The following is a 24581-nucleotide window of genomic DNA, read 5'->3' as shown; positions in this document are numbered from 1 at the left end:
GTTCCCGGGCCGAGGCCAGTGGTGTGGGCCCCACGTGCGCGTGTCATCGAGGTGCTCGTGCCCTACGACCCGCAGGACGAGCCGGAGCACATGCCGCTGCGCCTCGTCGGCGCCGGCGAGCCCGGGTACTGGGGCGCCGACAGCGTGCTCGGGCACGGCACCGACTACGGCTACTCGGTCGACGGCGGCCCGCTGCTGCCCGACCCGCGGAGCGTGTGGCTGCCGCAGGGCATCCACGGTCCCACCAGGGTCTTCGACCCGGCGTTCGAGTGGACCGACGGCTCGTGGTCGCCGCCAGACCTCTCCACGAGCATCCTCATGCACGTGGACGTCGAGACGTTCACCCCGGAGGGCACGCTCGACGCCGCCGCGGCGCTGCTGCCCACCGTCGCGGAGCTCGGGGCGCACGGCGTCGAGCTCGCGCCGGTGGCGGCGTTCGACCCCGCCGTCGGGCCGACGCGCGGTGTGCGCCTCTACTCGGTGCACGAGCCCTACGGCGGCCCGCGTGCGCTGCAGCGCTTCATCGACGCCGCGCACGCCGTCGGCCTCGCCGTCGTGCTGGACATCCCCTACCGCTGGGCGGTCTCGGACGAGCTCGGGCTGGAGGCCTACGGCCCGTACCTGGCCGGCGGCGGCCGGCCGCGGCCGCCGCGCTCCGACGTCGGCGACGCCGGCGAGCACGCCCTGCAGGCGATGCGCCCCCGCACCGGCCAGGTGCCCCTGGACCGGCCGCGTACGGGGCCCATCCAGCTCCGCACGGGACAGGTGCCGAGCATCGGCACGCGGGCGGGCAAGGTCCCGTCCGCGCCGACGGTCCGCACCGACTTCGTGGGCGACCGCATCAACCTCGACGGCAGCGGCAGCCGCGGGCCGCGCGACTTCCTCGTCGACGACGCGCGGCACTGGCTGCGGGAGTACCACGTGGACGGCCTGGTGCTCGACGTCGACGCCCTCGTCGACCGCTCCCCCACCCCGTTCCTGGGTGAGCTCGCGGACTACGTCGTCGGGATGGGCGAACAGCTCGACCGGCGCTTCAGCCTGCTCGTGGACGGTCCCGGCCGGAGCGACCGGCTGACCACCATCCTGCTGCGCATCCTGTCCGGCCCGGGCAAGACCGAGGACATCCAGGCGCTGCAGATGCTCGCCGACCTGGTGCACCCGTCGGTGCGCCGCGCCACCCGCCAGAACAGCCAGAACAGCGGGCGCCGCACCCGGGTCCGGGCCGGCGCGAGCGTGGTCGAGGACATCACGCGGCTCCCCGCCGCGCAGCTCACGGTGCCGTGGGCGGGCGAGGAGAGCCCCGCGACGGCCCTCCTCGGGGTGGACGACGTCGACATCCGCTCCAGCGTGCTCGCCACCGTGATCCTCGCGGGCAACCCGCTGGTGCTCGACACCGTGCACGCACCGGTGGTCCCGCGCAACGACAACGAGCGGCGCCTGGTGCGCTGGGCCCGCGACCTGATCTCCATCCGGCACGACATCAGCGAGGAGCTGGACCTGCCGCTGGAGATCCGCTCCACCGCGGACCGGTCGGTCATCGCGGTGCTGCGCGGCAGCCTCGCGTTCGTGCTCAACACCGGCCACGGCCTCGCCGCGCTGCGCCTCGGGAGCCTGCTACGGCCCGCCGAGGGGGCGGGCAAGGCGCCGCTCCCCGGGGCGTTCAAGCTCGCCGCGGCCTGGGAGCCGGGGGCCACGCGTCTGGTCGGCGACACCCTCACGGTGCCGCCCCGGATGACCGCCGTGCTGCGTGCGGAGAGCTGACCTGCGAGCCTGATCCCCTGGCACCGGCGTCTGCCGGTCCCGCGAAGGAGGCGGCACCGATGGCAAAGAAGCCCGAGAAGCTGTGGACGACCCCGGCGGACGACGCCCTGCGCTGGGTGCGCGGGACCGACCTGACCGCCATGGACCAGTCGGCCACGCCCGGCTGGTCCGGCAAGAAGGCCGACGGCGAGGAGCTGATGGCGGCGCGCGGGCCGGAGCTCGCCGAGCTCCAGGAACGTCTCTTCGCGCACGGCCGCACCGGCGGCGACCGGTCGGTGCTGCTGGTCCTGCAGGGCCTCGACACCGCGGGCAAGGGCGGGATCGTGCGCCACGTCGTCGGCATGGTGGACCCGCAGGGCGTGCAGCACAGGGGGTTCGGCGTCCCTACAGAGGAGGAGCAGCGGCACGACTACCTCTGGCGGGTCCGCAACGCGCTGCCCCGGCCCGGCTACCTCGGGGTCTTCGACCGGTCGCACCACGAGCAGGTGCTGGTGGTGCGGGTCAACCGCCTCGAGCCGCAGAAGGTCTGGCGCACACACTTCCGGGAGCTCAACGAGTTCGAGGCGGAGGTGGCGGCGTCGGGCACCCTGATCGTGAAGGTGGCCCTCATGGTGTCGGCGGACGAGCAGAAGGTGCGCCTGGCCGAGCGGCTCGAACGGCCCGACAAGCACTGGAAGTACAACCCCGGGGACATCGACGTCCGCACAAAGCTCCCGGAGTACCTGGCGGCGTACCAGGAGATGCTGGACCGGACCTCCACCGAGGTGGCGCCCTGGTACGTCGTGCCGGCGGACCGGAAGTGGTACGCACGCCTCGCGGTCACCGAGCTGCTGACGGGCGCCCTGCGGTCGCTGGACCTGGGCTGGCCGCCGGCCGACTTCGACGTCGAGGCCGAGAAGGCCCGCCTCGCGGCCAGCTGACCTGCGGTTCTTCACCCGCTCCGGGGAACAACCTTCGCCGGGCGTCACCCGTCTTACGTGGCATGAGGAACCACGCAGCGGTACACCCTGTCATCCTCGGTGGCGACGCCGGCGCCTACAGCCTCGCCCGTGCCTTTCACGAGCGCTACGGCGTCAGGTCGACGGTCGTGTCCATCCGCCCGACCCCCAACGTCGCGCACTCCGGCATCATCGACAACGTCGTCGAGCCGCGGCTCGACGACCCCGCCGTCATGGTCGAGCTGATCCGCCGGGTGGCCGCCACGGTCGAGGGACCGGTCGTCGCGCTCACCTGCGTGGACTGGTACGTGCGGGCGCTCGCGCAGCACCGCGACCGTCTGGAGGACGTGGCGCTGGTTCCGTACCCGTCGGTCGGGCTGCTCGACCACGTGATGGACAAGCAGCGGTTCTCCGCGCTCTGCCACGAGCTCGGGGTCCCCCACCCGCGCACGGAGGTGCGGGCCGGCGGGGAGCCGGTCGGCGACCTCGACCTGCGCTTCCCGGTGATCGCCAAGCCCGGCGACAACGCCGCGTGGCACCACGTGTCGTTCCCCGGCAAGGCGAAGGTGCACCTGGTGCAGGACCGCGCCGAGCTGGCCGCACTCCTGCGGGCGGCCGGGGACGCGGGCTACCGGCGGCCCGTGATCGTCCAGGAGTACATACCCGGCGATGACTCGCAGATGCGGATCATGACGACCTACTCCGACCGCTCGGGCGCGGTGCGCATGGCCTGGGGCGGGCACGTGCTGCTCGAGGAGCACACGCCGGGCACTCTCGGGAACCCCGCAGCGATCCTCACCGGGCGGCTCCCCCAGGTCGAGGCGGACGCCCGCCGGCTCGTGGAGCACCTGGGCTGGACCGGGTTCGCGAACTTCGACGTGAAGGTGGACCCGCGTACCGGCGTCGGACACTTCCTGGAGCTGAACCCGCGCACCGGGCGGTCCAACTACTACCTGACGGCGAGCGGGCTGAACCCTGCCGTCTACTGGGTGGCGGACCATCTCGGAGGGCAGTGGCCGGACGTCGCGGAGCCGCTCGAGGTGCTGTACCGGATAGTCCCGGGCTTCCTCCTGGACAGGTACGTGCAGGACACCTCGCTGCGCGCCGCCGTGCGCGGCGCCCGCGTGGTGCACCCGCTCAAGTACCGGCGGGACCTGTCGCCGCGCCGTGACGCCTGGGTACGTCTTGCCGAGCTGAACCAGGTGCGCAAGTTCGCGCAGCACCACCCGCTGCAGGACCCGGGCGGGGCGCCCGCACGGCCCGGGTTCGGGAGCGCGTACCCGTCGGCGGAGCAGGACGTTGCCTGACGTCGGCGCGCCGGGTGCCGGCCACCAGGGCACAGGAGCAGGGCGAGACGGCGGGTTCTCCGGCCTCGTCGGCGTGCTGGGCGGGGTGGGCCCGCTCGCGACCGTCCTGTTCATGGAGCGCGTGGTCCGGCTGACCGACGCCGCCCGCGACCAGGACCACGTGGACATGATGGTGCTGCAGCACGCCACCGTCCCGGACCGGACGGCGTTCGTGCTGGGGCGCTCGCCCGACGACCCCGGGCCGGTGCTCGCCGCCGACGCGCGGCGGCTCGCCGGGGCGGGGGCCGACTTCCTCGTGCTGCCGTGCAACACGGCGCACGCGTTCGCCGGCGCGATCGCGGCGGCGACATCGGTCCCGCTGCTGTCCGCGGTCGACGCGACCGTGTCCGCGGTGCTCGCGCGCGACACCTGGACCGGCAGGCTCAGCGGGCCGCGCCCGGAGGCCGTCGGCCTCCTCGCGACGGAGGGGACCATCGCGTCGGGCGTCTACGCCGACGCGTTCGGCGCGCGCGGCATCAAGACCCTGCTGCCGGACGTCGCGGGGCAGGCGGCCGTGACGTCGCTGGTCTACGACGGCGTCAAGGCGGGCCGCGGCGGCGACCTGACGGCCCTGGAGGGCGTCATCGCCGACCTGCGCCGCCGCGGGGCCGCCGCGCTGGTGCTGGGGTGCACCGAGCTGTCGGTCGCGGCGGAGGCCACGGCGACGCACCTCCTGCCCGGCGTCGTGCTCGTGGACTCCCTCGACGAGCTGGCCCGGGCGACGGTGCTGCGCGCGGGGCGCCGGCTGCGCGCGGACGCGTAGGGAGGCGTCAGAGCAGCTTGCGTCCCTCTTCGGCCAGCGCGCCCAGGCGGGACAGCGCCCGGTAGTACTTCTTGCGGTACCCGCCGGCCAGCATCTCCTCGGTGAACAGGCCGCGGGTGTCCGCCGACCCGCCGAGCAGCACCGGCACGTCCCGGTCGTAGAGGCGGTCCACGAGCACCACGAGGCGCAGCGCCACCTCCTGCGCGGTCACGGGATGCACACCGGTCAGCGCGACGACGGAGACACCGTCGAGCAGCGCGCCGTACCGGCTCGGGTGCACCGTCGCGAGGTGCGCCAGCAGGTCGTCGAACGCGTCGAGCGTGCCGCCCGGCCGGTCCGCCGCGGCGACGACCTCTGCCTCGGTCAGCGGCTCGGAGTCGGTGACGACCTCGCGGTGGCGGTAGTCCGGACCGTCGACCCGCAGGGTCTCGAAGCGGTCGGAGAGCGCCTTGATCTCGCGCTGGAAGTCCTGGGCGGCGAAGCGGCCCTCGCCGAGCGCGTCGGGCAGCGTGTTCGACGTCGCGGCGAGCGCCACGCCCCGGTCCGCGAGCTCGCGCATGAGGCGGGACATGATGGTGGTGTCGCCGGCGTCGTCGAGCTCGAACTCGTCGATGCAGACCAGCTTCTTGGCGGCGAGCGCCTCTACGGTGGGGAGGAACCCGAGCGCCCCGACGAGGTTGGTGTACTCGACGAAGGTGCCGTAGGCGGCCTTGTCGGAGCCGAGCGCCTCGCCGACGGCGTGCGCGAGCGAGGTGAGCAGGTGGGTCTTGCCGACGCCGAAGCCGCCGTCGAGGTAGACCGCCGGCGCGGCCTTGCGGCGGTTGAACAGGCCGCGCCTGGGGGCGGTGATCTCCGCGGCGATCTCCTGGAGCCGGGCGAGCGCGCGGCCCTGGCTGGGGTGTGCCGGGTTGGCGCGGTAGGTCGCGAAGCGGGCGTCCGCGAAGTGGCGCGGCGGCACGAGATCGGTGACGAGCCTGTCGACAGGGACCTGCGGTCGGACGGCGCACAGGGCGGTCGTCGCGGTCTGGCTGTTGACGGTGGCGGTGGTTGTCACGAAGCAAGAGATTACCGGCGTCACGGCACGTGGGGCGTGCCGCGAGAGCAACGTCACACGTGCAGGACGGCGGGTGCGCCGGGGTCGTCCAGCAGCTCACCGAGGGCCCGCACCACCTGGGCGGGGGCCCTGGTCTGGGCCGGGTCCTCGTTGCGGTCGTCGCCCGCGACCGCGTGGTCGATGACGAGCTCGTGGAAGCGGACGGGCGGGGAGGCGTCGGCCCGCTGGGCCTCCAGGCGCAGCACCTGGACCAGCATCGCGAGGCCTGCTCCGGTGACGCTGACTGCGCCGGACCCGGCCATGGCCTCGCGGGAGGCCGCGCCGTTGAGCACCACGTACGGGTCGCCCGGTCCGAGCAGCGGCGCGAGCGCGCGTGCGGCGTCGAGGTGGGCCGTGAGGTGGGACGCCAGCGTGGCGGACCACTCGGCCGGGTCCAGGTCGAGCAGGTCCGGACCCTTCTGCCAGCCGCCGATCGACGCGACCACCGCGCCGGGCAGCGGGACGCCGGCCCGCGCGCAGGCCTCGCGGACGGCGTCCGCCTGGGCGGCCGGGTCCGCGCCGAGCACGGGGATCACGCTGGGCTGGACGGTGACCCGCTCGGGCAGCGTGTGGCGTGCGACGGCGAGCACCGCGCGGCCGTCGGCAGCCAGGCCGCGTGCGACCCGGCTGCCGACGAATCCGCTCGCCCCGACGACGAGGACGGGACGGGTGCTGTTCACCGGTTCAGACTAATTCAGGAGACGGTGTCAGGCGGCGGCGGGCTGCGCCACGGCCTTGGGGTCCGGGCCGAAGCGGTTGGGGCCAGGCGTACCGGCGGTCGCCTCCCACACGATCAGGATGATCCCGCCGACGACCGGGACCAGGCCGAGGAAGACCCAGAAGCCGGAGCGGTCCGTGTCGTGCAGACGCCGGACGGTGACGCCGAGGCCCGGCAGCAGCAGGGCGAGGTTGAAGATGGAGAGCACGGCGTAGCCGGCAGTCAGGGAACCAGGCATCGCCGGGACGGTGGTGCTCCCGGTCATGGCGGCATCCATGGTGGCGGCCGTGTACTCGCTGAGGCCCGGCACGACGAGCACCACGTAGAGGATCGTCGAGACGATCGTCACGGCCAGGGTGTACCACCAGTACTCGGAGCGACGCGCGCGCCCGTTGAAGACCGCGTAGTTGGACAGCACGGTCTTGATGGACTCGATGAACGACATCGGGGTGAAACCTCTCTCACGATTTATGCCAGAAATATCCGGCAAGTGCGCACACAGTGTCCCGATCAGCCACACAGTGCGCAAGGCTTAACTTTGGGTAGAACTGCCCATCGGTGACGGCGCCCCCGGAAACGCCGGACGCCCAGGCCACCGGGGTGGTCTGGGCGTCCGAGACGGTGACGCGACAGCGGAGGGGTCAGTACCCCGTCGCCGTCGGCTCCGGGTAGTACTGCGCGTACTTGCGGCGGTAGTTCTGCGTGATCGCCTCGACGATGAGCCGGCGCTTGAGGCCGGAGTCACGGTCGTACTTCAGCGGGTTGATCACGTCACCGCTGGCCTTGAGCGCCTTGATCCGGTTCTTGAGCTCCGGGTCGAGGACGTACTTGGACAGCAGGCCGAACGGCACCACCGTGTAGAGCACGTCGCGCACGGCCCGCACGGGGCGGATCGGCCGGTGCAGCACCCAGTCCTCCACGAGCACGCGAGCCACGTTGGCCCCGCCCGCGGTGACGTAGTAGTTGTTCCGCCCGATGCGGGGGTTCACCTCGAAGTACACGTGCTGGCCCGTGCGCGGGTCCAGCTTGTAGTCGAAGTTCGCGAACCCCACGTAGTTCGTCGCGTCGAGGAACCGGGTGGCCGCGTCCATCGCGTCGTCGTACGCCTCCACCAGGATGGCGGCCGGGATGCCCAGCGTGCCGGGCGTGTGCTCCTCCAGGAGCACCCGGCCGGTCGCCAGGAGCGTCACCTCGCCCGACGTGTCGCGGTAGGCGGTCAGGGACCGCATCTGCGTCTCGTCGCCCGGGATGAACTCCTGCACCAGGAACGTGCCGGGGAAGTTCGCGTCGGCGAGGTGGCCCAGGATCACGTCGAGGTCCGCGCGGGAGTCGATGTGGTGGATCTTCTTCTTGCCGGGGAAGTCCACGTAGTACCACTCGGCGCTGTTGGACGGCTTGCCCACCACGGGGTACTGCAGGTCCACCTCGAGGGCGGCCACGGCGGCCCGCCCGCCGTCGGCCACGACCTTGGCGATGTCGACCGCCACCGTGCGCGGCGTGGGGATGCCGAGCTGGTCGCACACCTGCGCGAAGCCCTCCTTGCTGCTCACCTGCTCCAGGACCGGCAGCGACGGGTACGCCAGCACGTAGCCGGCGGCCTCCAGGCGCTCCCGGTGGATGATGAGCGTGCGCACGTGCCAGTCGGCGTTGGTCAGCAGGACCAGCACCTTGTCCCGGTGCTGCTGCGCCAGGCCCTCGAGGGTCGGCAGGAGCACGTCCACGTCGTCGATGTGCGGCACCACCACGTTGTCGACGATCGCCGAGTCCTGCATGGCACGCGTGGCGACCTTCGACAGCACCACGGAGTGGGTGCCGTACTGCTCGTGGAACGCGCGCGCGAGGGCGTACATGCCGACGTCGCCGCCGATCCCCACCACCATCAGGTCCGGGACGGGAACCTCCCCGCCGCCGCCTACGAGCCCCTTGTCCGCGGGGAGACCCCTCACGCCTCAGCCTCCGTGCGGTCGCCGGACCACTCGGTGTGGAACGTGCCCTCGCGGTCGACCCGCTTGTAGGTGTGCGCCCCGAAGAAGTCGCGCTGCGCCTGTACGAGCGCGGCGGGCAGCCGCTCGGCGCGGACGCCGTCGTAGTACGCGAGCGAGGAGGAGAAGGCGGGCGTCGGCACGCCGTTCTGCGCCGCACCGGCCACCACGCGGCGCCAGGCGGGCAGACCGCTCGCGACGGCGTCGGTGAAGTACGGGTCGGCGAGCAGCAGCGGCAGGTCCGCGTCGCGCTCGTACGCCTCGGTGATCCGGTTGAGGAACCGGGCGCGGATGATGCAGCCACCACGCCAGATGCGGGCCATGGCGCCGCGGTCGATCGCCCAGCCGTACTCGGCGGCGGCCGCCGCGATCTGGTCGAAGCCCTGCGAGTAGGCGACGACCTTGGAGGCGTACAGGGCCTGGCGGACGTCCTCGATGAACGCGTCGCGGTCCTTGACCTCCCACTCCTGCGTGTGCGCGGGGAGCGACGCGAGGCCGGCGGTGCGCTGCGGCACGGAGCCCGACAGGGCGCGCGCGAAGGTGGCCTCGGCGATGCCGGTGATGGGCACGCCGAGGTCCAGGCCGTTCTGGACCGTCCAGCGGCCGGTGCCCTTCTGCTCGGCCTGGTCCAGGACGATGTCGACGAACGCCTGGCCGGTCTCGGCGTCCACGTGCTGCAGGACGTCGGCGGTGATCTCGATGAGGAACGACTCCAGGTCGCCCGTGTTCCACTGCGCGAAGATCTGGCCGATCTCGGCGGCCGAGGCACCCAGACCCTGGCGCAGCAGGTCGTACGCCTCGGCGATGAGCTGCATGTCGGCGTACTCGATGCCGTTGTGCACCATCTTGACGAAGTGGCCCGCGCCGTCGGAGCCCACGTAGGTGCAGCAGGGGACGCCGTCCACCTTCGCGGAGATGTCCTCCAGGATGGGGCCGAGCGACTCGTACGACTCGGGCGTGCCGCCCGGCATGATGGACGGGCCGTTCAGCGCGCCCTCCTCGCCGCCGGACACACCGGTACCCACGAAGTGCAGGCCGTGCTCCTTGAGGGCCGCCTCGCGCCGGATCGTGTCCGGGAAGTGCGCGTTGCCGGCGTCGACCACGATGTCGCCCTCCTCCAGGAGGGGCACCAGCTCGTCGATGACGGCGTCCGTCGGGCCGCCGGCCTTGACCATGATGACTACCTTGCGCGGGCGCTCGAGCGACGCGACGAAGTCGGCGAGCGTCTCGCTCGGCACGAACTCGCCGTCGCTGCCGTGGTCCGCCACCAGGGACTCGGTCTTGGCGTACGAGCGGTTGTGGACCGCCACCGTGTAGCCGTGACGTGCGAAGTTCCGCGCGAGGTTGCGACCCATCACCGCCAGCCCGGTGACGCCGATCTGTGCTGTGCCTGACACGTTCTTGCTCCTTAGGACTTGGGTACGGGCCGGCGTACGCGCGAGGCGTGCCGTGACCCGCGTCCAGCCTAGTGGGCCGGGGTGCGGGTGGCGCCGCGCCGTCCGCCGGGCGGGCAGATCACGTTCCGGCGACCGCCGCGCGCCTCCGCGTGGAGATTGCGGTACGGACGTACCGTGAAGTGGTGACCAGCGGCCCGCCCACCGGCGTCCCCGTCGACTTCGCAGCGGCTCTCGCCGACCTGCGGCGTCAGGCCTTGCGCTCAGAGGTGCGCCTCACGGAGATCCCGGCCCCGCGCCGGGTGGCACCGTTCAGCGTCGCGCTCTCGGGCGACGTGCTGCCCGGCGCCCCGCCGGGACCGGCCGGACGGGACCGTTCCGACGACCGTGACTACTCACATGACCACTCCGAGGAACCGCTGGCCACCGGCCGCTTCGTCGTGCTGCACGACCCAGTGGGCCAGGAGGCCTGGCACGGCACGTTCCGGGTGGTGACCCTGGTGCGTGCCTCGCTCGAGCCGGAGATGGCGGCGGACCCCATGCTCGCCGACGTCGCCTGGTCCTGGGTGGGCGAGGCCCTCGAGTCCGCGGGGCTGGTCCGCGGCACCGACACGGTGGCCGAGGGCGGCACGGTCACGCGCGTGCTGTCGCACAGCTACGGCGCGCTCGAAGGCACTCCCGACGCGGTGGACCTGGAGATCCGCGCGTCGTGGACACCGCTCGACACCCGGCTCGGCACGCACCTGAACGCGTGGGCGACGCTGCTCACCATGGCCGCGGGGGTGCCTCCGCTCCCCGAGGGGGTCGCGACGCTCACCAGGCGTTTTACCGACCGATCGAAGCAACGCCATACGGTAGGTCCATGACCACCACGGAGCGAGGACTCCCTGCGGAGACATCGACGCCCGTGCCCGCACCTGTCACCCCACTGACCGAGCCCGCCGACGGGCTGCCGGAGGTGGTGGCGACGCAGGGCGCTTTCGCACGGGTCGTCGAGGCGTTCGCCGCAGGATCCGGGCCGGTAGCGGCCGACGCCGAGCGCGCCTCCGGGTACCGGTACGGCCAGGCCACCTACCTCGTCCAGGTACGACGGGAGGGTGCGGGCACCGCGCTGATCGACCCGGTCGGCGTCCCTGACCTCTCGCCGCTCGGCGAGGCCGTCGGCGACGCCGAGTTCGTCCTGCACGCCGCCTCGCAGGACCTGCCCGGGTTCGCCGAGCACGGTCTGCGCCCCGCGCGGGTCTTCGACACCGAGCTCGCCGCGCGCCTGCTCGGCATGGAGCGCGTGGGGCTCGCCGCCGTCGTCGCGGAGGTGCTGGGCCTCGGCCTGGCCAAGGAGCACTCGGCGGTCGACTGGTCCACGCGTCCCCTGCCGGAGGACTGGCTGCGGTACGCCGCCCTCGACGTCGAGGTGCTCGTCGAGCTGCGCGACCGCCTCGCCGAGCGGCTCGAGGCCGCTGGCAAGACCGAGTGGGCGGCACAGGAGTTCGAGGCGGTGCGCACCGCTCCCCCGCCCCCGCCGCGGATCGATCCCTGGCGCCGCACCTCCGGCATGCACGTGCTGCGCAACCCGCGCCAGGTCGCCGCCGTCCGCGCGATGTGGCTCGCACGGGACGCGAGCGCCCAGGCGCGCGACATCTCGCCGGGCCGGGTCCTGCCCGACCGGGCGATCGTCGCGGCGGCGAAGGCCATGCCGAAGACCGCCGGCCAGCTCGTCGCCCTGCCGGAGTTCGCGGGCAAGGGCACCAAGCGCCGGGCCGCGTACTGGCAGAAGGCGATCGACGACGCGCGCGCCCTGCCCGAGTCGGCGCTGCCCTCGGTGCGCGGGCCGCGTTCCGACGGTCCGCCGCCGCCGCGCACCTGGGGTGACCGGGACACGACCGCCGCCCGCCGCCTCACTGCGGCGCGCGAGCTTATGACCGCGCTGTCCGAGGAGCTGAACGTCCCGGTCGAGAACCTGCTGCAGCCCGACGCGCTGCGCCGGCTGTGCTGGACGCCACCGGTACCCGCCGACGCCGCGGGCATCGCCGAGTTCCTGCGCGGCCGAGGGGCCCGCGAGTGGCAGCTCCGGCTGCTGGCAGGCGCCCTGGAGCGGACGTTCGCCGAGGCAGCACACGAACCGGGTGTGAAAGCGTCACCCCCGCCCCAGTAGAGTCGTCCCCATGCCAGCCCTGTCGGAGCCCATCACGCTCGCCGTCGACGTAGTCACCGAACCTTCGACCTGGGACCGCGAGGTGCTCGCCCTCGGCGGACACCCGCTCCAGCTGTGGGGATGGGGCGAGGTGAAGGCCGCCGGCAACTGGCGTGCGCACCGGCTCCGGGTGACCGAGGACGGCACCACGGTCGGCCTGGCGCAGCTGCTCGTGCGGCCGCTGCCGGCCCAGTTCAAGGCGCTGTCGTACGTGCCGCGCGGGCCGGTCGTGGCGCACCACGACGGCGAGACGGCGCAGGCGGTCTTCGGTGTCGGCGACTCGGCGACGCGCAACGCCGTGACCAACACGGTGGTGGAGTGGGCGCGCGAGAACGTGGGCGGCGTCGGCATCACCATCGAGCCGGACTGGCCCGCGGGCACGCCGCTGGACCTGGCGGGACGGCGCCAGGCGTCGAACCACATCCTGATCCCGAGCACGCTGATCCTCGACCTCACCCGGCCCGCCGACGAGCTGCTCGGCGACATGCGCAAGTCGACGCGGTACGAGATCCGCAAGGGCGCGCGGCTGGGCCTCGACATCCGCCGGGTGACGGAGGACGCGGAGGTGCTGCGCGTGCTCGACGTCTACAAGGAGACCGCCGAGCGTGCGGGCTTCGCGATCCACTCCGACGAGTACTACCTCGACATCAACCGGTCGCTCGGCGACAAGTCGGTGCTGGTGGCCACCTACGTCGACGACGTGCCCGCGTGCTTCGCGTGGTGCGTCAACTCCGCGAGCACCTCGTTCCTGCTGTACGGCGGCGGCAACGACGCCGGCCGCAAGGCCACGGCCACCGCGCCGACCTACTGGCGCACCATCGAGATCGCCCGCGAGCAGGGCCTCGTGCGGTACGACATGAACGGTCTGCTCAACGACGGCATCAGCGACTTCAAGAAGAGCTTCGCCAAGCACACCGACGAGCTGGTCGGCTCGATCGACGTCGCGTTCTCGCGCTTGTACACCACCTGGAACACCGCCCTCCCGACGGCGAAAAAGGTAGTCCGCAAGCTCCGCGGCAACTAACCCACCCCGCCCGCCCACCCTCCCCGCGCGACTCGCGAAGTAGAGCACCTGTCCGAGTCTCCCTGGTGTCACCCAGGGAGACTCGGACAGGTGCTCTACTTCGCGAGTCGCGCGGGGAGACTCAGTTTCAGACCGGGTCTCATTTCTTGTGTGCTTTTTACCGGTACTCGCGGTAGCGTGTATCTCGATCCAGCGGCGTCGCTCACCGGACGTCGCCGTCCCGAAAACCCCCAGGAGTTCTGCTGATGACCGCAGCCCCGGAAACACCGCGCGTCCGCCGCGGCGTACGCGACGTCGTGTTCGTCGACGGCGCCCGCACGCCCTTCGGCAAGGCCAAGCCCGACGGCATCTACGCAGAGACGCGTGCCGACGACCTGATCGTGAAGGTGGTGCGCGAGCTGCTGCGGCGCCACCCCGAGCTCCCCCCGGAGCGGATCGACGAGGTGGCCATCGCCGCCACCACCCAGCAGGGCGACCAGGGGCTCACGCTCGGCCGCACCGTAGGCATGCTCGCCGGTCTCCCCCAGTCCGTGCCGGGCTACGCCATCGACCGCATGTGCGCCGGCGCCATGACGGCCGCCACGACCACGGCAGCGGGCATCGCCATGGGCGCCGCCGACGTCGTCATCGCGGGCGGCGTGGAGCACATGGGCCGCCACCCGATGGGCTTCGACGCCGACGTCAACCCCCGGTTCGTGGCCGAGAAGCTCGTGGACCCGCAGTCCCTCAACATGGGCGTCACCGCGGAGAACCTGCACGACAAGTTCCCGCAGCTGACCAAGGAGCGCGCCGACCGGTTCGCCGTCGAGTCGCAGGCCAAGTACGCCAAGGCAGTGGCCAACGGCAACATCGAGCCGGACCTGGTGCCGGTCGCGGTCCGGTCCACCGAGCAGGGCTGGGGCCTGGCCACCACCGACGAGCTGCCGCGCCCCGAGACGACCTTCGAGTCCATCCAGGGCCTCAAGACGCCGTTCCGCGCGGGCGGGCGGGTCACCCCCGCGACGTCGTCCCCGCTGACCGACGGCGCGACCGCCGCCATCCTCGCCTCGGGCGACGTCGCCGCCGAGCTGGGCCTGCCCGCGAAGATGCGCCTGGTGTCGTACGGCTACGCCGGCGTGCCGCCGGAGATCATGGGCTACGGCCCCGTGCCCTCCACCGACAAGGCGCTCAAGGCCGCGGGCCTGACGATCGACGACATCGGCCTGTTCGAGCTGAACGAGGCGTTCGCGGTGCAGGTCCTGTCGTTCCTGGACCACTACGGCATCGCCGACGACGACACCCGCGTCAACCAGTACGGCGGCGCGCTGGCCATGGGCCACCCCCTGGCCAGCTCCGGCGTCCGCCTGATGACGCAGCTCGCCCGCCAGTTCGAGCAGCACCCCGAGGTCCGCTACGGCCTCACCGCCATGTGCGTGGGTCTGGGCCAGGGCGGCAGCGTCATCTGGGAGAACCCCCACCACGCCGACTACTCCGGCCACACGGACGAGGAGAACTGACCCGTGCCTGAGACCCCCAACGCTCCCGCGGAGCGCGTCACCCACTCGCTGGTCCGGGACGTGCGGCTGCCCGGCGGCGCCGGCGTCCTCGCGCTGGTCACCCTCGACAACGGCCTGGACCACACCAAGCCGAACACGCTCGGCCCGGCCGGCATGGCCGAGCTCAAGGCAGCGCTCGAGATCGTCCGTACCCGCGCCGAGGCCGGCGAGATCGTCGCCGTCGGCGTGACCGGCAAGCCCTACTTCGTCGCCGCGGGCGCCGACCTCAAGGGCATCACCTCCGTGCACGACCACGCCGAGGCCGTCGAGCTGGGCCGCATGGGCCACGCCGCGTACACGATCCTCGGCGACCTGCGCGAGGCCACGGGCGTGCCGACCTTCGCGTTCGTCAACGGCCTCGCACTGGGCGGCGGCCTCGAGGTCGCGCTGAACTGCGACTACCGCACGGTGGCCTCCGACGCGGCCGCGCTCGGCCTGCCCGAGACCGGCATCGGTCTCATCCCCGGCTGGGGCGGCGCCTACCTCGTACCCCGCCTGGTCGGCGTCGAGAAGGCTGTCGAGGTCATCCTCACGCGGCCGGCGGCGAACAAGCCGTACAAGCCGGCCGAGGCCCTCAAGATCGGCCTGGTCGACGAGCTGTTCGAGGCCGCCGACTTCCTGGAGCAGTCCATCATCTGGGCCGCCAAGGTCGTCACCGGCGAGATCGAGGTGCCCCGCCGCGAGCTCGACCCGCAGCCGGTGTGGGACGTCGTAGTCGCCACCGCCAAGGCCCAGCTCGACGCCGTCGTCGGCACCTCGCGTCCCGCGCCCCACCGCGCGCTGGAGCTGATCGCCGGAGCCCGGAACGCCACCAAGGCCGAGGCCTTCGCGGCCGAGGACCAGGCGCTGGCGGACCTGGTCATGTCCGACGAGATGCGCGCCAGCATCTACGCGTTCAACCTCGTGGGCGGCGGCAAGAAGCCCCAGGGCGCCCCGGACCCCAAGCTCGCCAGGCCGATCACCAAGGTCGGCGTCGTGGGCGCCGGTCTGATGGCCGCCCAGATGGCGTTCCTCTTCGCGCAGCGCCTCGGCGTGCCGGTGGTCATGCGCGACCTGGACCAGGAGCGCGTGGACAAGGGCCTGTCCTTCGTCCGCGAGACGGCGGAGAAGCTCGCCGGCCGCGGGCGCCTGTCCCCCGACGCCGCGCAGCGCATCGTCGCGTCGGTGTCCGGCACCACGGACCTCGGCGAGTTCGCCTCGTGCGACTTCGTGATCGAGGCCGTCACCGAGGTGATGGGGCTCAAGAAGAAGGTGTTCGCCGAGCTGGAGGGCGTCATCTCCCCCGAGACGGTGCTCGCGACCAACACCTCGGCGCTGTCCGTCACCGAGATGGCGGCGGACCTGCAGCACCCCGAGCGCGTGGTCGGCATCCACTTCTTCAACCCGGTGGCCCAGATGCCGCTGGTCGAGGTGATCAACGCGCAAGCCACCTCGGACGAGGCCCTCGCCACGGCGTTCGCCATCTCCAAGAAGCTCCGCAAGACGGCGATCATGTCGGCCGACCGCCCGGGCTTCATCGTGAACCGCCTGCTGCTGCTCGTGATGGGCCAGGTCCTGGACGCGATCGAGGGCGGGACGCCCGTCGAGCTCGCGGACCGCGCGCTCGCCCCCCTCGGCTTCCCGATGCCGACGTTCGAGCTGACCGACCTGGTGGGCCCCGCGGTCGCGCAGCACGTGCTGACGTCGCTGCGGGAGAACCTCGGCGACCGCATCCCGGCCTCGCGAGGCCTGGCCAAGATCGTCGAGGACGGCACCCGGGTGGTGCTGGACGGCCCCAAGGGTCTGCCGAAGCCGGTCAACCCGGCCATCCAGGAGTACTTCGGCGAGGCGCTGACGCCGGGCGAGCCCGGCAGGCACGGCCAGGGCGTGCTCGACGCCGACGGTGTGCTCGACCAGGTGCTGACGGCGCTGACCACCGAGATCGGCCTGATGCTGGACGAGGGTGTCGTGCCCGGCCCGCAGCAGATCGACCTCGCGATGATCCTCGGCGCCGGCTGGGGCTTCCACACGGGCGGCATCACGCCGTACCTGGACCGCACCGGCTACAGCGAGAAGGTCCTGGGCAGGCGGTTCCTGCCGGACGGCGTGGCGAACGTCCCCTCCTGAGGCTGTAACGCCTGAGAGCCGGATCTGGGCCCTCCGACGACGGCGCACACTTTCGTGCGTCGTTGTCGGAGGGCCCCGCTACGCTCTGCGAACATGACAGACGTCGGACCGGGAACGCACGCGCACTACGTGGTGGTCGGCGACGGTCCGCTCGCGTTTCGCCTGACCAGAGCGCTCAGCACGCGCTACCGGGGAACCGTGTCGGTGGTCCTGCCGGACCGCACCACCCGGTACGCCCAGGAGATGGCGGACCTCGACCGGGTGGACCTCGTCGAGACCGACCGGGTCGACGAGAAGGCCCTGACCGCGGCCGGCGCGGACCGCGCGCACGCCGCCGCGCTCGTGGACCAGGACGACGGCGGCAACGTCGCCCTGGCCCTCATGCTCCGCGAGGCCTGGCCCGCGCTGCACGTGGTGGTGCGGATCTTCGACGAGTCGCTCGGGCGGCACCTGCAGCGCGACCGCTGCACGGTGCTCTCGGCGTCGGCGTTCGCGGCGCCCGAGATCGTCGCCGCGGCGCTGCGCCGCCAGGTCCGCCTCCCGGTGCAGCATCGCCGCCTCGTTACCGTGTCGGACGAGGAGACGTCCCTGCCCACCCGCATGGTCCTGTTCGCGACGGACGAGGACGGCACCGTCACGGCGCTCCCGAACGACGAGGAGCTGGCCGGGCTCGCCCCCAAGGTGCTCCTGGCGGACGCCGGCGAGCGCGACGTCCTGCCCGAGATGAAGGCGGATCTCGAACAGGACGAGGACGAGGTGGACCCGCACCGGCGACGCCGGTTCGGCGAGTACCTGCGCACCCTGGCGATCACGTCGGGCTGGAACCTGCTGCTCGCTGCCGGGGTCCTTCTCGTGGTCGTGCTCGTCGGTGCGATGACCATCCAGCTCGCCACCGGCTCGTCCTTCCTCGGCGCGCTGTACGAGGCGGTGCTGCCCGCACTGGCGGGCAGCGACCCCGACCACGACGCCAACCCTGTCGTCAAGGCCACCCAGGTGGTCCTGACGATAGTGAGCGTCGCCGTCATCCCCTGGGTCACCGGTGTGGTGGTCGACGGCGTCGTGCGGACCCAGCGCCTGCTCGACGCCGGTTCCCCGCTGCACGCGATGTCCGACCACGTGGTCGTCGTCGGCCTCGGCGACCTCGGCACGCGCATCGTCAGGTCCCTGGACCGCCGCGGTGTGCCCGTGGTCGCCGTCGACATCGACGAGTCGGCACGCGGTATCGCGGTGGCCCGCGCCAGGGACGTACCCGTGGTGATCGGCGACGCCCGCAGGGCGGCGACCCTGCGCGCCGCGTACGTCGACACCGCCCAGGCGATAGTGGTGGTCACGAGTGGCGGCGCGACGACCATCGGCATCGGCTTCGCGGCGCGCTCCATCCCGCGGCCGGAGGACGCGCCGACGCCGCTGCGCACGGTCCTGCGCGTCTACGACAAGGACCTGTCACGGCGCATCCGCCGCGAGATCCCCGACTCCGTAGGGCTCAGCTCCTCGTTCCTCGCCGCGCCGTGGTTCGCCGCGTCGATGATCGGCCAGGAGGTCAAGGCGACCATCCCGTACCGGGACCGGGTGCTGGTGCTCGCCGAGATCGTGATCATGGAGGGCAGCCGGCTCGCCCGCATGCATCCCGATGATGTCGATCTCGGTGGCGATCTCGACGGCGACGAGGAGGACGCCGAGGGCGTCGTGCGGAGCCGCCTGCTCGCGATCCGCACGAAGCCGCAGGCCAGCGGGGGTGGCGGCCGCATGATCGAGCCGTCGGAGGGGTGGTACCTGCACGCCGAAGACACGCTGGTCGTCATCGCGACCACCGCGGGCCTGCGTCGCCTGCGCGACCTGGCGACCGCGCCGCAGCTCCCGGCGCGCACGGTATGAGCCACGCAGTGTGGGAACAGCGGTGACTGGCCTGAACGATCAGCCGAGAACCGGCCCGTTCGGCGGTCCACCTGGCGCATAGCCTCGGGCCATGCACAACGGACTCAGCGTCCCCCAGGGGGCCGCACTCACCCTCGGTGCCATGCTCGGCACCGGCGTCATCTCCCTGCCCGCCCTGGCCGCCGGCGTGGCGGGCCCGGCGTCACTGGTCGCCTGGGCGGCCCTCGTGCTCCTGTCCATCCCGCTCGCCACGACCTTCGCCGCGCTCGGCGCGCGCCACCCCGACGGCGGGGGCGTGGCCACCTATGCCCGCCTTGCGTTCGGCGAGCGGGCGTCCACCATGGTCGGCTGGGCGTTCTACGCGACGATCCCCGTGGGCGCGCCCGCCGCCGCGGGCTTCGCCGGGGCCTATGTCGCCGACGCCACCGGCGGCGGCACGGGGACCGCACTGGTCACCACCGTCGCCATCATCGCGGTGTGCGCGGTGATGAACTGGTTCGACCTGCGGGTGTCCGGCACGGCGCAGCTCGTCATCGCGGGGGTGGTCGCGCTCCTGCTGGCCGTCGCCGTGGTCGTCGCCCTGCCGCACGCGCAGCTGGCGCACCTCACGCCGTTCGCCCCGCACGGCTGGGGCGCCGTCGGCTCCGCCGCGGCCCTGCTGGTCTGGGCGTTCGCGGGCTGGGAGATCCTCGGCTCGCTGTCCGCCGAGTACCGCAACCCGGCCAGGGACATCCCGCGGGCCACCGCCATCGCCGTGGCGGCGGTGGGCGTGCTGTACCTGGGCGTCGCGTTCGCGACGGTGGCGGTGCTCGGGCCGACACCCGGTCCCGCACCGCTCTCGGACCTGCTGGTGCTCGGGTTCGGCGAGAGCGCCCGGCCCGTCACCACGGTGCTGGCCGTGCTGCTGACCGTCGGAGCCATCAACGTCTACTTCGCCGGCGGCAGCCGGATGGGCGCGGCGCTGGCCCGCGACGGCGCGCTCCCCGCGTGGCTCGCGTCCGCGCCGGGCCGCACGCCCCGCAGTTCGCTGGCGCTCATCACCGCCGTCGCCCTCGGCACGACGGCGCTGCTCGCCGGCCTGCAGCAGTCCACCGACGCGATCCTGCTCATGGCGACCGCCACGTTCTCCCTGCTCTACGTGGTGGGAACCGCCGCGGCGCTGCGGCTCCTGCCGCGCCGGGGCGCGGCGTGGTGGTGCGCGGCGGTGTCGCTGGTGGCCGCGCTCGGGCTCCTCGTGATGACCGGACCGCACATGACCGGTCCGCTGCTCGCCGCGCTGGGCGGGCTGGCCTGGGCGACCTGGCGCCGGCGGCGGGCGCGCGTCGCGGCCGCCGTCACGCCAGGAGCTGCTCCAGAACCCGAATGCCTGGTCGGATAGTGCCCGTGACCGCGCCGCCGATCCCGAGCACCACCCCGTCGCGGTGGGGACCCACCGCGTAGGCGGCGAGGGAGTCCAGGGCGACCGACCGCCGTCGGGCACGGGCCACGAGCTCCTGCGAACCCAGCGGGGCGTCGGCGGACAGGTAGGCGGCGACGTGCAGGCCCGCCGCCGACGGCACCGGCTCCACGGGCAGGCCCGCCAGCGCGTCCAGCAGGATCTCGTGCCGCTCGGTGTAGTGCGCGGAGGCCTTCCGGACGTGCCGGGCGAGCAGCCCGTCGTCGATGAAGCGGGCGAGCGCCGCCTGTACGTGCACGGCGCCGTGACCGTCGGTGAGCTGCCGGGCCGCGAGCAGCGCGTCCCGCAGCGACGGCGGCGCCACCAGGTAGCCGACGCGCAGACCCGGCAGCAGCGACTTCGAGAAGGTGCCGACGTAGACGACGCGCCCGTCGCGGTCGAGGGCCTGCAACGACTCCAGCGGACGGCGGGCGCGGCGGAACTCGCTGTCGTAGTCGTCCTCGATCACTGCCGTCCCGTGGCGTGCCGCGTGCGCCAGCAGGGCCCGCCGTCGGGCCAGCGACAGCGGCATCCCGAGGGGGAACTGGTGCGACGGCGTGGTGTAGACGAGGCGGGCCCGGGGCGGGATGTCGTCCACGACGAGCCCCTCGGCGTCGACCGGCACCGGCACCACCTGGACGCCGTGCAGCGCGAAGAGCTCGCGCGCCTCGGGGTAGCCGGGGTCCTCCATGGCGACGACGTCCCCCGGTTCGAGCAGCACGCGCGCCACCAGGTCGAGGGCCTGCTGCGCGCCGGTCGTCGCGATGATGTCGTCGGGCTCGGCATGCACGCCGCGCGAACCGGCCACGTAGCGGGCGACCGCCTCCCGGAACCGGGGCAGCCCGGCGGGGCCGGAGTACGCACCCGCGGCCGGTCCGCCGGACCGCGACTCGGCCGCGAGCAGGCGGCGCCAGGTGTCGAACGGGAAGAGGCTCGCGTCGGGGATGCCCACCCGGAAGTCGTGCGCGGGGACTGCCGCGTCGCCGCTCGTGGCGTGCGGGGTCCAGCGCCAGCCCGCCCGGGGGCGCAGGGCGCCCGCCGCGCGGTGCCGCACGCGTGGGTTGTCGCTCGCGGCGGCGGTCGCGAACGTGCCCGATCCGGGCCGCGTCTCCAGGAAACCCTCGGCGACGAGCCGCTCGTAGGCCTCCGCCACGCTCGCGCGCGAGACGCCGAGGTCCCGGGCCAGGTCCCGCGTCGAGGGCAGCCGCTGCTCCGCGGGGATCCGGCCGGTGGTCAGCGCCGCGTGCAACGCGCGGTAGATGGCATCGGTGCGGCCGGTGCGCTGGCTCAGATCGACGGCGAGGTCCACCCGCCGATCATCGCCCATCCCGGCGGACATGACAGCCGCTCATTACGGTTCGGACTCATCGGGGCAATTCACCCGATTGAACCGCCCCTTTTCGCCGATTCGGGACAGACGGGGCACCTAGCATCGCGGCTCATGAGCACTGAACCCCCGCCGACGGCGATCCTCCCCGAGGAGCCCGCCGCAGCGCCCACCGACGCCACGGGCGCGGCTCCGGAGCCGCCCGCGACGCTCCCGGACGCCGACGGCGCCCCTCGCCCGTCGGCCCGTCCCCTGACCGCCGCCCTGCTCAACCTGAGCGGGCTCGGTCTCGGCTACCTGCACCTGCGCGCGTGGCTCCGCCTGGCCGTGGCGCTGGCCGCGACCGCCGGCCTGGCCTGGGTCGCGCTGCCGATCGGGCGCGAGCCGATCGCCGTCTGGTGGGCGCTCGGCTACCTCGGTGCGCTCGGGCTGTTCGCCCTGGACGCCGCACTCCTCGCCCGGCGCCGGGCACGCCGCGAGACGCCGCAGCGCACCGTCTGGGCGCCGCGGACCGCCGGCCGTATCGCGTGGGCCACGCTCGCGATCGTCCCGCTCCTGGGCACTGCGTACGTGGTGACGCAGCACGAGGTGCTGGAGCAGTACCTCGCGCACGACCTGGCCCAGGCGCAGGAGAGCCTGGACTCCGCGGGCACGGCCTTCGGCGCGTTCCGGAAGACCTACGACACCGCGTACACGACGTATCTGACGACGGCAGCGGAGCACCCGGCAACGCGGGCCGCCGACCGGGTCCCCGGGCTGATCGACGACCTGTACGCGCAGGCCAAGGGCGCGACGGAGTGCAACGCGCTCACCGCGGTGCGGCACTTCGCCCTGCCGGAGACCCAGGGCCCGCTGAAGGCGGTCGCTCAGGACGAGCTGTCCGGCGCGCTGCACGACTGCGGCATGGAGTTCGTCGCGGAAGGCAAGCTCCGCGACGCGAAGCAGCCGCTGGCCGAGCTGATGGCCGACCACGCGTCCAGCGATCCGGCAGCGGCCCTGCCCGACGACCTGGCGGCATGGCGGGACAGCCTGATCAAGGACCTGTCGAGCAAGGGTGGCTGCACCGAGACGGCCGCGGCGACGGGCTCGACGAGCTTCCTGGCCGGCTTCGACTCCGGCAAGGTCAGCGAGCTGGCCGACAAGGCCCGGACCGAGGTGCCGGCCGGGCTGCTCAAGTGCGCGGTGCGACAGTTCAAGGCCCAGGACCACCTCGACGCGGCAGCCAACCTGACCGCCCTCCTCGACTCGTACCCGAGGGCGAGGGAAGCCGGATACGCCGGACGCCTCCAGATCGCCACGGGCATCGCGCAGCTGGACCCGAAGGCGGGTGTGAAGCTGCCCTCGCTCAAGGAGCCCGAGGGAACCGTCACCCTGACGGTTCACAACTACAGCCCGGACACGTTCGAGATGGTCTACACCGGGCCGGCCACCGGCGTCATCACCATCGACGCGTGCGACGACTGCAAGTACTACGCGAAGGGCGACCAGCCGGCGTGTGTCGGCTACTCGCTCACGGTCCCGAGCGAGACAGTGACCATCCCGGCGGGCGACTACCTCACGGCGACCCGCCAGGACGGCGTCATCCTCGACTGGGAGAACGGGGAGCTCGACAAGGAGAGCTTCACCGCCGACGGCGGGCTCTGCACGTGGAGCCAGAAACGCTGAGCGCAGGACACGACCCCCGTGCCGCCGAATTCCCTTCCTCGGCGGCACGGGCACCTGTTGAATGCGTTCCGACATGACTACGCACTTCACGTCCGACCAGCACTTCGGGCACCTGAACATCATCCGGTTCTGCGACCGTCCGTTTCCCGGCGTCGGCGCGATGAACTCCCGGCTCGTCCAGCTCTGGAACGAGACGGTCACCGACGACGACACCGTGTGGGTGCTCGGCGACGTCGCCCTCGGCGCGCTCGACGAGTCGCTCGCCCACATCGGCCGGCTGGCGGGGCGCAAGCTCCTGGTGCCCGGAAACCACGACCGCTGCTGGGAGGGTGACCGCGCGCTGCGCAAGGGAGACCCGGAGGCGCGCGAACGACGTCGGGCCAAGGAGCGGCAGCGGTACCTGGACGCGGGCTTCGCCGAGATCCACGACCGGCCGGAGCCGGTCACCGTGGGCGGGCAGAGCGTCGTGCTGTCGCACTTCCCGTACGAGGGCGACTCGCACGGCGAGGACCGGTTCGTCGAGTACCGGCCGGCGGACCGGGGCGCCTGGGTGGTGCACGGCCACGTGCACAACACCTGGCGCCGGCGCGGCAGGCAGATCAACGTCGGCGTCGACGCGTGGGGCGGGCGGCCGGTGTCTGCCGAGACCATCGCGGGTCTGCTGACCGAGGGCGCGGACGACCTGGAGCCGCTGAGCTGGGTGTGAGGTGCTCGGCGTGACGTGCTCCGGCGTGACGATCAGACCCGGTACGACAAGAGCGCACGTTCTGAAGGTGATGAACGTGCGCTCAGGCGTCAGGGTGCGCGGCGCCTCCGGTGTGCGAGGCGCACTCGCTGCGTCAGCGGAAGCGCCAGGGCGCCGGCCGCCGCGCGGGGGTCATGCGGATACGAGGGACTCCGAGTCGCGGTGCTCGCGGTCCGACTTGTAGGACGCGATCTCCGCTGCGTTGAACATCAGGTCGCTGCCGACCATGTGGTAATCGATCTCACCTGCCTCGAGAAGGTCGATGACGTGCAGCTTCGACACTCCCAGCAGACGCGCGGCTTCGAGCGTCGTCAGATCCTGGTGCGGTCGGTTGACTTCTGCTTCCAATGTGATTTCGTTCACACCGCTAGTCTTGCGCGCTCAGGTGGCCGGAGTCCAGTCGAATCGGTGCGAGTTTCGATATCCGATGATGATTCTTTTCTCCGTGCGAACCGGGCTCGCGGCAATTGCTCACACCCGCACTCCTGCCCATGTCCGCGCCTGTGAACGCGCGTCCGCGTGAGGTGTGACACGATAAGCGCCATTCCGCCGGCCCCCAATGGGTCCGACGGTTTTCCTGGTCAACTGGCGGATCGCAACGATCCATCGCGCGCAAGGGGGATGGATGGCAGCGCCGTCCGCAGTGCCCGCACTGATTTCGGCCGACAGCAGCACTTCTCCCG

20 protein-coding genes are annotated in these 24581 nt (G+C 72.6%); 13 read left to right on the top strand and 7 right to left on the bottom strand.

Annotation, left to right across the window (positions count from 1 at the left end):
• The first annotated feature begins 21 nt into the window (after positions 1-21).
• The 4 genes from ACNYC2_RS08570 to ACNYC2_RS08555 all read left to right on the top strand — a co-directional run bounded on the left by ACNYC2_RS08570 (position 22) and on the right by ACNYC2_RS08555 (position 4808).
• Entirely contained in the window at positions 22-1761 is a 1740-nt protein-coding gene (locus ACNYC2_RS08570) for a hypothetical protein (RefSeq protein WP_419706617.1), read from the top strand.
• A gap of 59 nt (positions 1762-1820) precedes the next feature.
• Positions 1821-2681, top strand: coding sequence for a PPK2 family polyphosphate kinase (locus ACNYC2_RS08565; protein ID WP_419706616.1), 861 nt, complete (start codon positions 1821-1823; stop codon positions 2679-2681).
• A 62-nt stretch (positions 2682-2743) separates the two neighbouring features.
• A complete protein-coding gene (locus ACNYC2_RS08560; RefSeq protein WP_419706615.1) occupies positions 2744-4006 on the top strand; it encodes a carboxylate--amine ligase in 1263 nt (420 codons plus the stop codon).
• Positions 3999-4808 (top strand): aspartate/glutamate racemase family protein, encoded by an 810-nt coding sequence (locus tag ACNYC2_RS08555; RefSeq protein WP_419706614.1) that lies wholly within the window; start codon positions 3999-4001, stop codon positions 4806-4808. Before ACNYC2_RS08560 ends, ACNYC2_RS08555 begins: the two co-directional genes overlap by 8 nt.
• 7 nt (positions 4809-4815) lie before the next feature.
• Here the strand turns inward: ACNYC2_RS08555 and zapE are convergent, their stop codons facing one another.
• The 5 genes from zapE to gndA all read right to left on the bottom strand — a co-directional run bounded on the left by zapE (position 4816) and on the right by gndA (position 9998).
• The gene (zapE, locus tag ACNYC2_RS08550; RefSeq protein WP_419706613.1) at positions 4816-5862 is read right to left on the bottom strand and encodes a cell division protein ZapE; all 1047 of its coding nucleotides are present in this window, start codon (positions 5860-5862) and stop codon (positions 4816-4818) included.
• Between the two features lie 53 nt (positions 5863-5915).
• On the bottom strand, positions 5916-6581 hold the full coding sequence (locus ACNYC2_RS08545) for an SDR family oxidoreductase (RefSeq protein WP_419706612.1): 666 nt from the start codon (positions 6579-6581) through the stop codon (positions 5916-5918).
• A 27-nt stretch (positions 6582-6608) separates the two neighbouring features.
• Positions 6609-7064, bottom strand: a complete 456-nt coding sequence (locus ACNYC2_RS08540; protein WP_419706611.1) for a DUF805 domain-containing protein — start codon at positions 7062-7064, stop codon at positions 6609-6611.
• A gap of 196 nt (positions 7065-7260) precedes the next feature.
• On the bottom strand, positions 7261-8565 hold the full coding sequence (locus ACNYC2_RS08535; protein ID WP_419706610.1) for a carboxylate--amine ligase: 1305 nt from the start codon (positions 8563-8565) through the stop codon (positions 7261-7263).
• A complete protein-coding gene (gndA, locus tag ACNYC2_RS08530; protein WP_419706609.1) occupies positions 8562-9998 on the bottom strand; it encodes an NADP-dependent phosphogluconate dehydrogenase in 1437 nt (478 codons plus the stop codon). Before gndA ends, ACNYC2_RS08535 begins: the two co-directional genes overlap by 4 nt.
• Before the next feature lie 182 nt (positions 9999-10180).
• Between gndA and ACNYC2_RS08525 the strand changes: the two genes are divergently transcribed.
• From ACNYC2_RS08525 to ACNYC2_RS08495, 7 genes are all read left to right on the top strand, one after another.
• A complete protein-coding gene (locus ACNYC2_RS08525) occupies positions 10181-10861 on the top strand; it encodes a DUF3000 domain-containing protein (protein WP_419706608.1) in 681 nt (226 codons plus the stop codon).
• Positions 10858-12147 (top strand): HRDC domain-containing protein, encoded by a 1290-nt coding sequence (locus ACNYC2_RS08520; protein ID WP_419706607.1) that lies wholly within the window; start codon positions 10858-10860, stop codon positions 12145-12147. The genes ACNYC2_RS08525 and ACNYC2_RS08520 overlap by 4 nt, the downstream gene beginning before the upstream one ends.
• 10 nt (positions 12148-12157) lie before the next feature.
• Complete coding sequence (locus ACNYC2_RS08515; protein WP_419706606.1) at positions 12158-13210, top strand: lipid II:glycine glycyltransferase FemX; 1053 nt, start codon at positions 12158-12160, stop codon at positions 13208-13210.
• Between the two features lie 245 nt (positions 13211-13455).
• The gene (locus tag ACNYC2_RS08510) at positions 13456-14706 is read left to right on the top strand and encodes a thiolase family protein (protein WP_419706605.1); all 1251 of its coding nucleotides are present in this window, start codon (positions 13456-13458) and stop codon (positions 14704-14706) included.
• Between the two features lie 3 nt (positions 14707-14709).
• Positions 14710-16851 (top strand): 3-hydroxyacyl-CoA dehydrogenase NAD-binding domain-containing protein, encoded by a 2142-nt coding sequence (locus ACNYC2_RS08505; RefSeq protein ID WP_419706604.1) that lies wholly within the window; start codon positions 14710-14712, stop codon positions 16849-16851.
• Between the two features lie 93 nt (positions 16852-16944).
• Positions 16945-18726 carry an NAD-binding protein gene (locus ACNYC2_RS08500; RefSeq protein ID WP_419706603.1) on the top strand — a complete coding sequence of 594 codons (1782 nt, stop codon included), beginning with the start codon at positions 16945-16947 and terminating at the stop codon, positions 18724-18726.
• A gap of 91 nt (positions 18727-18817) precedes the next feature.
• Positions 18818-20104 carry an APC family permease gene (locus ACNYC2_RS08495; protein WP_419706602.1) on the top strand — a complete coding sequence of 429 codons (1287 nt, stop codon included), beginning with the start codon at positions 18818-18820 and terminating at the stop codon, positions 20102-20104.
• Here the strand turns inward: ACNYC2_RS08495 and ACNYC2_RS08490 are convergent.
• Positions 20061-21500: a PLP-dependent aminotransferase family protein gene (locus tag ACNYC2_RS08490; RefSeq protein ID WP_419706601.1), complete on the bottom strand. Its 1440-nt coding sequence runs from the start codon at positions 21498-21500 to the stop codon at positions 20061-20063. The genes ACNYC2_RS08495 and ACNYC2_RS08490 overlap by 44 nt on opposite strands.
• Positions 21501-21602: 102 nt before the next feature.
• Between ACNYC2_RS08490 and ACNYC2_RS08485 the strand changes: the two genes are divergently transcribed.
• Together ACNYC2_RS08485 and ACNYC2_RS08480 are read left to right on the top strand one after the other, a co-directional pair.
• On the top strand, positions 21603-23153 hold the full coding sequence (locus tag ACNYC2_RS08485) for a hypothetical protein (protein WP_419706600.1): 1551 nt from the start codon (positions 21603-21605) through the stop codon (positions 23151-23153).
• A 73-nt stretch (positions 23154-23226) separates the two neighbouring features.
• On the top strand, positions 23227-23859 hold the full coding sequence (locus ACNYC2_RS08480; RefSeq protein ID WP_419706599.1) for a metallophosphoesterase family protein: 633 nt from the start codon (positions 23227-23229) through the stop codon (positions 23857-23859).
• A gap of 171 nt (positions 23860-24030) precedes the next feature.
• Here ACNYC2_RS08480 and ACNYC2_RS08475 read toward each other — a convergent pair whose 3' ends face one another.
• A complete protein-coding gene (locus ACNYC2_RS08475) occupies positions 24031-24261 on the bottom strand; it encodes an excisionase family DNA-binding protein (protein WP_357502358.1) in 231 nt (76 codons plus the stop codon).
• Positions 24262-24581: the final 320 nt, after the last annotated feature.

It is taken from the genome of Promicromonospora sp. NFX87, from assembly GCF_048564965.1.
Classification (GTDB): Bacteria; Actinomycetota; Actinomycetes; order Actinomycetales; family Cellulomonadaceae; genus Promicromonospora.
Note: the sequence above shows the minus strand (reverse complement) of the source record. Positions and strands in the feature narration are given on the sequence as shown.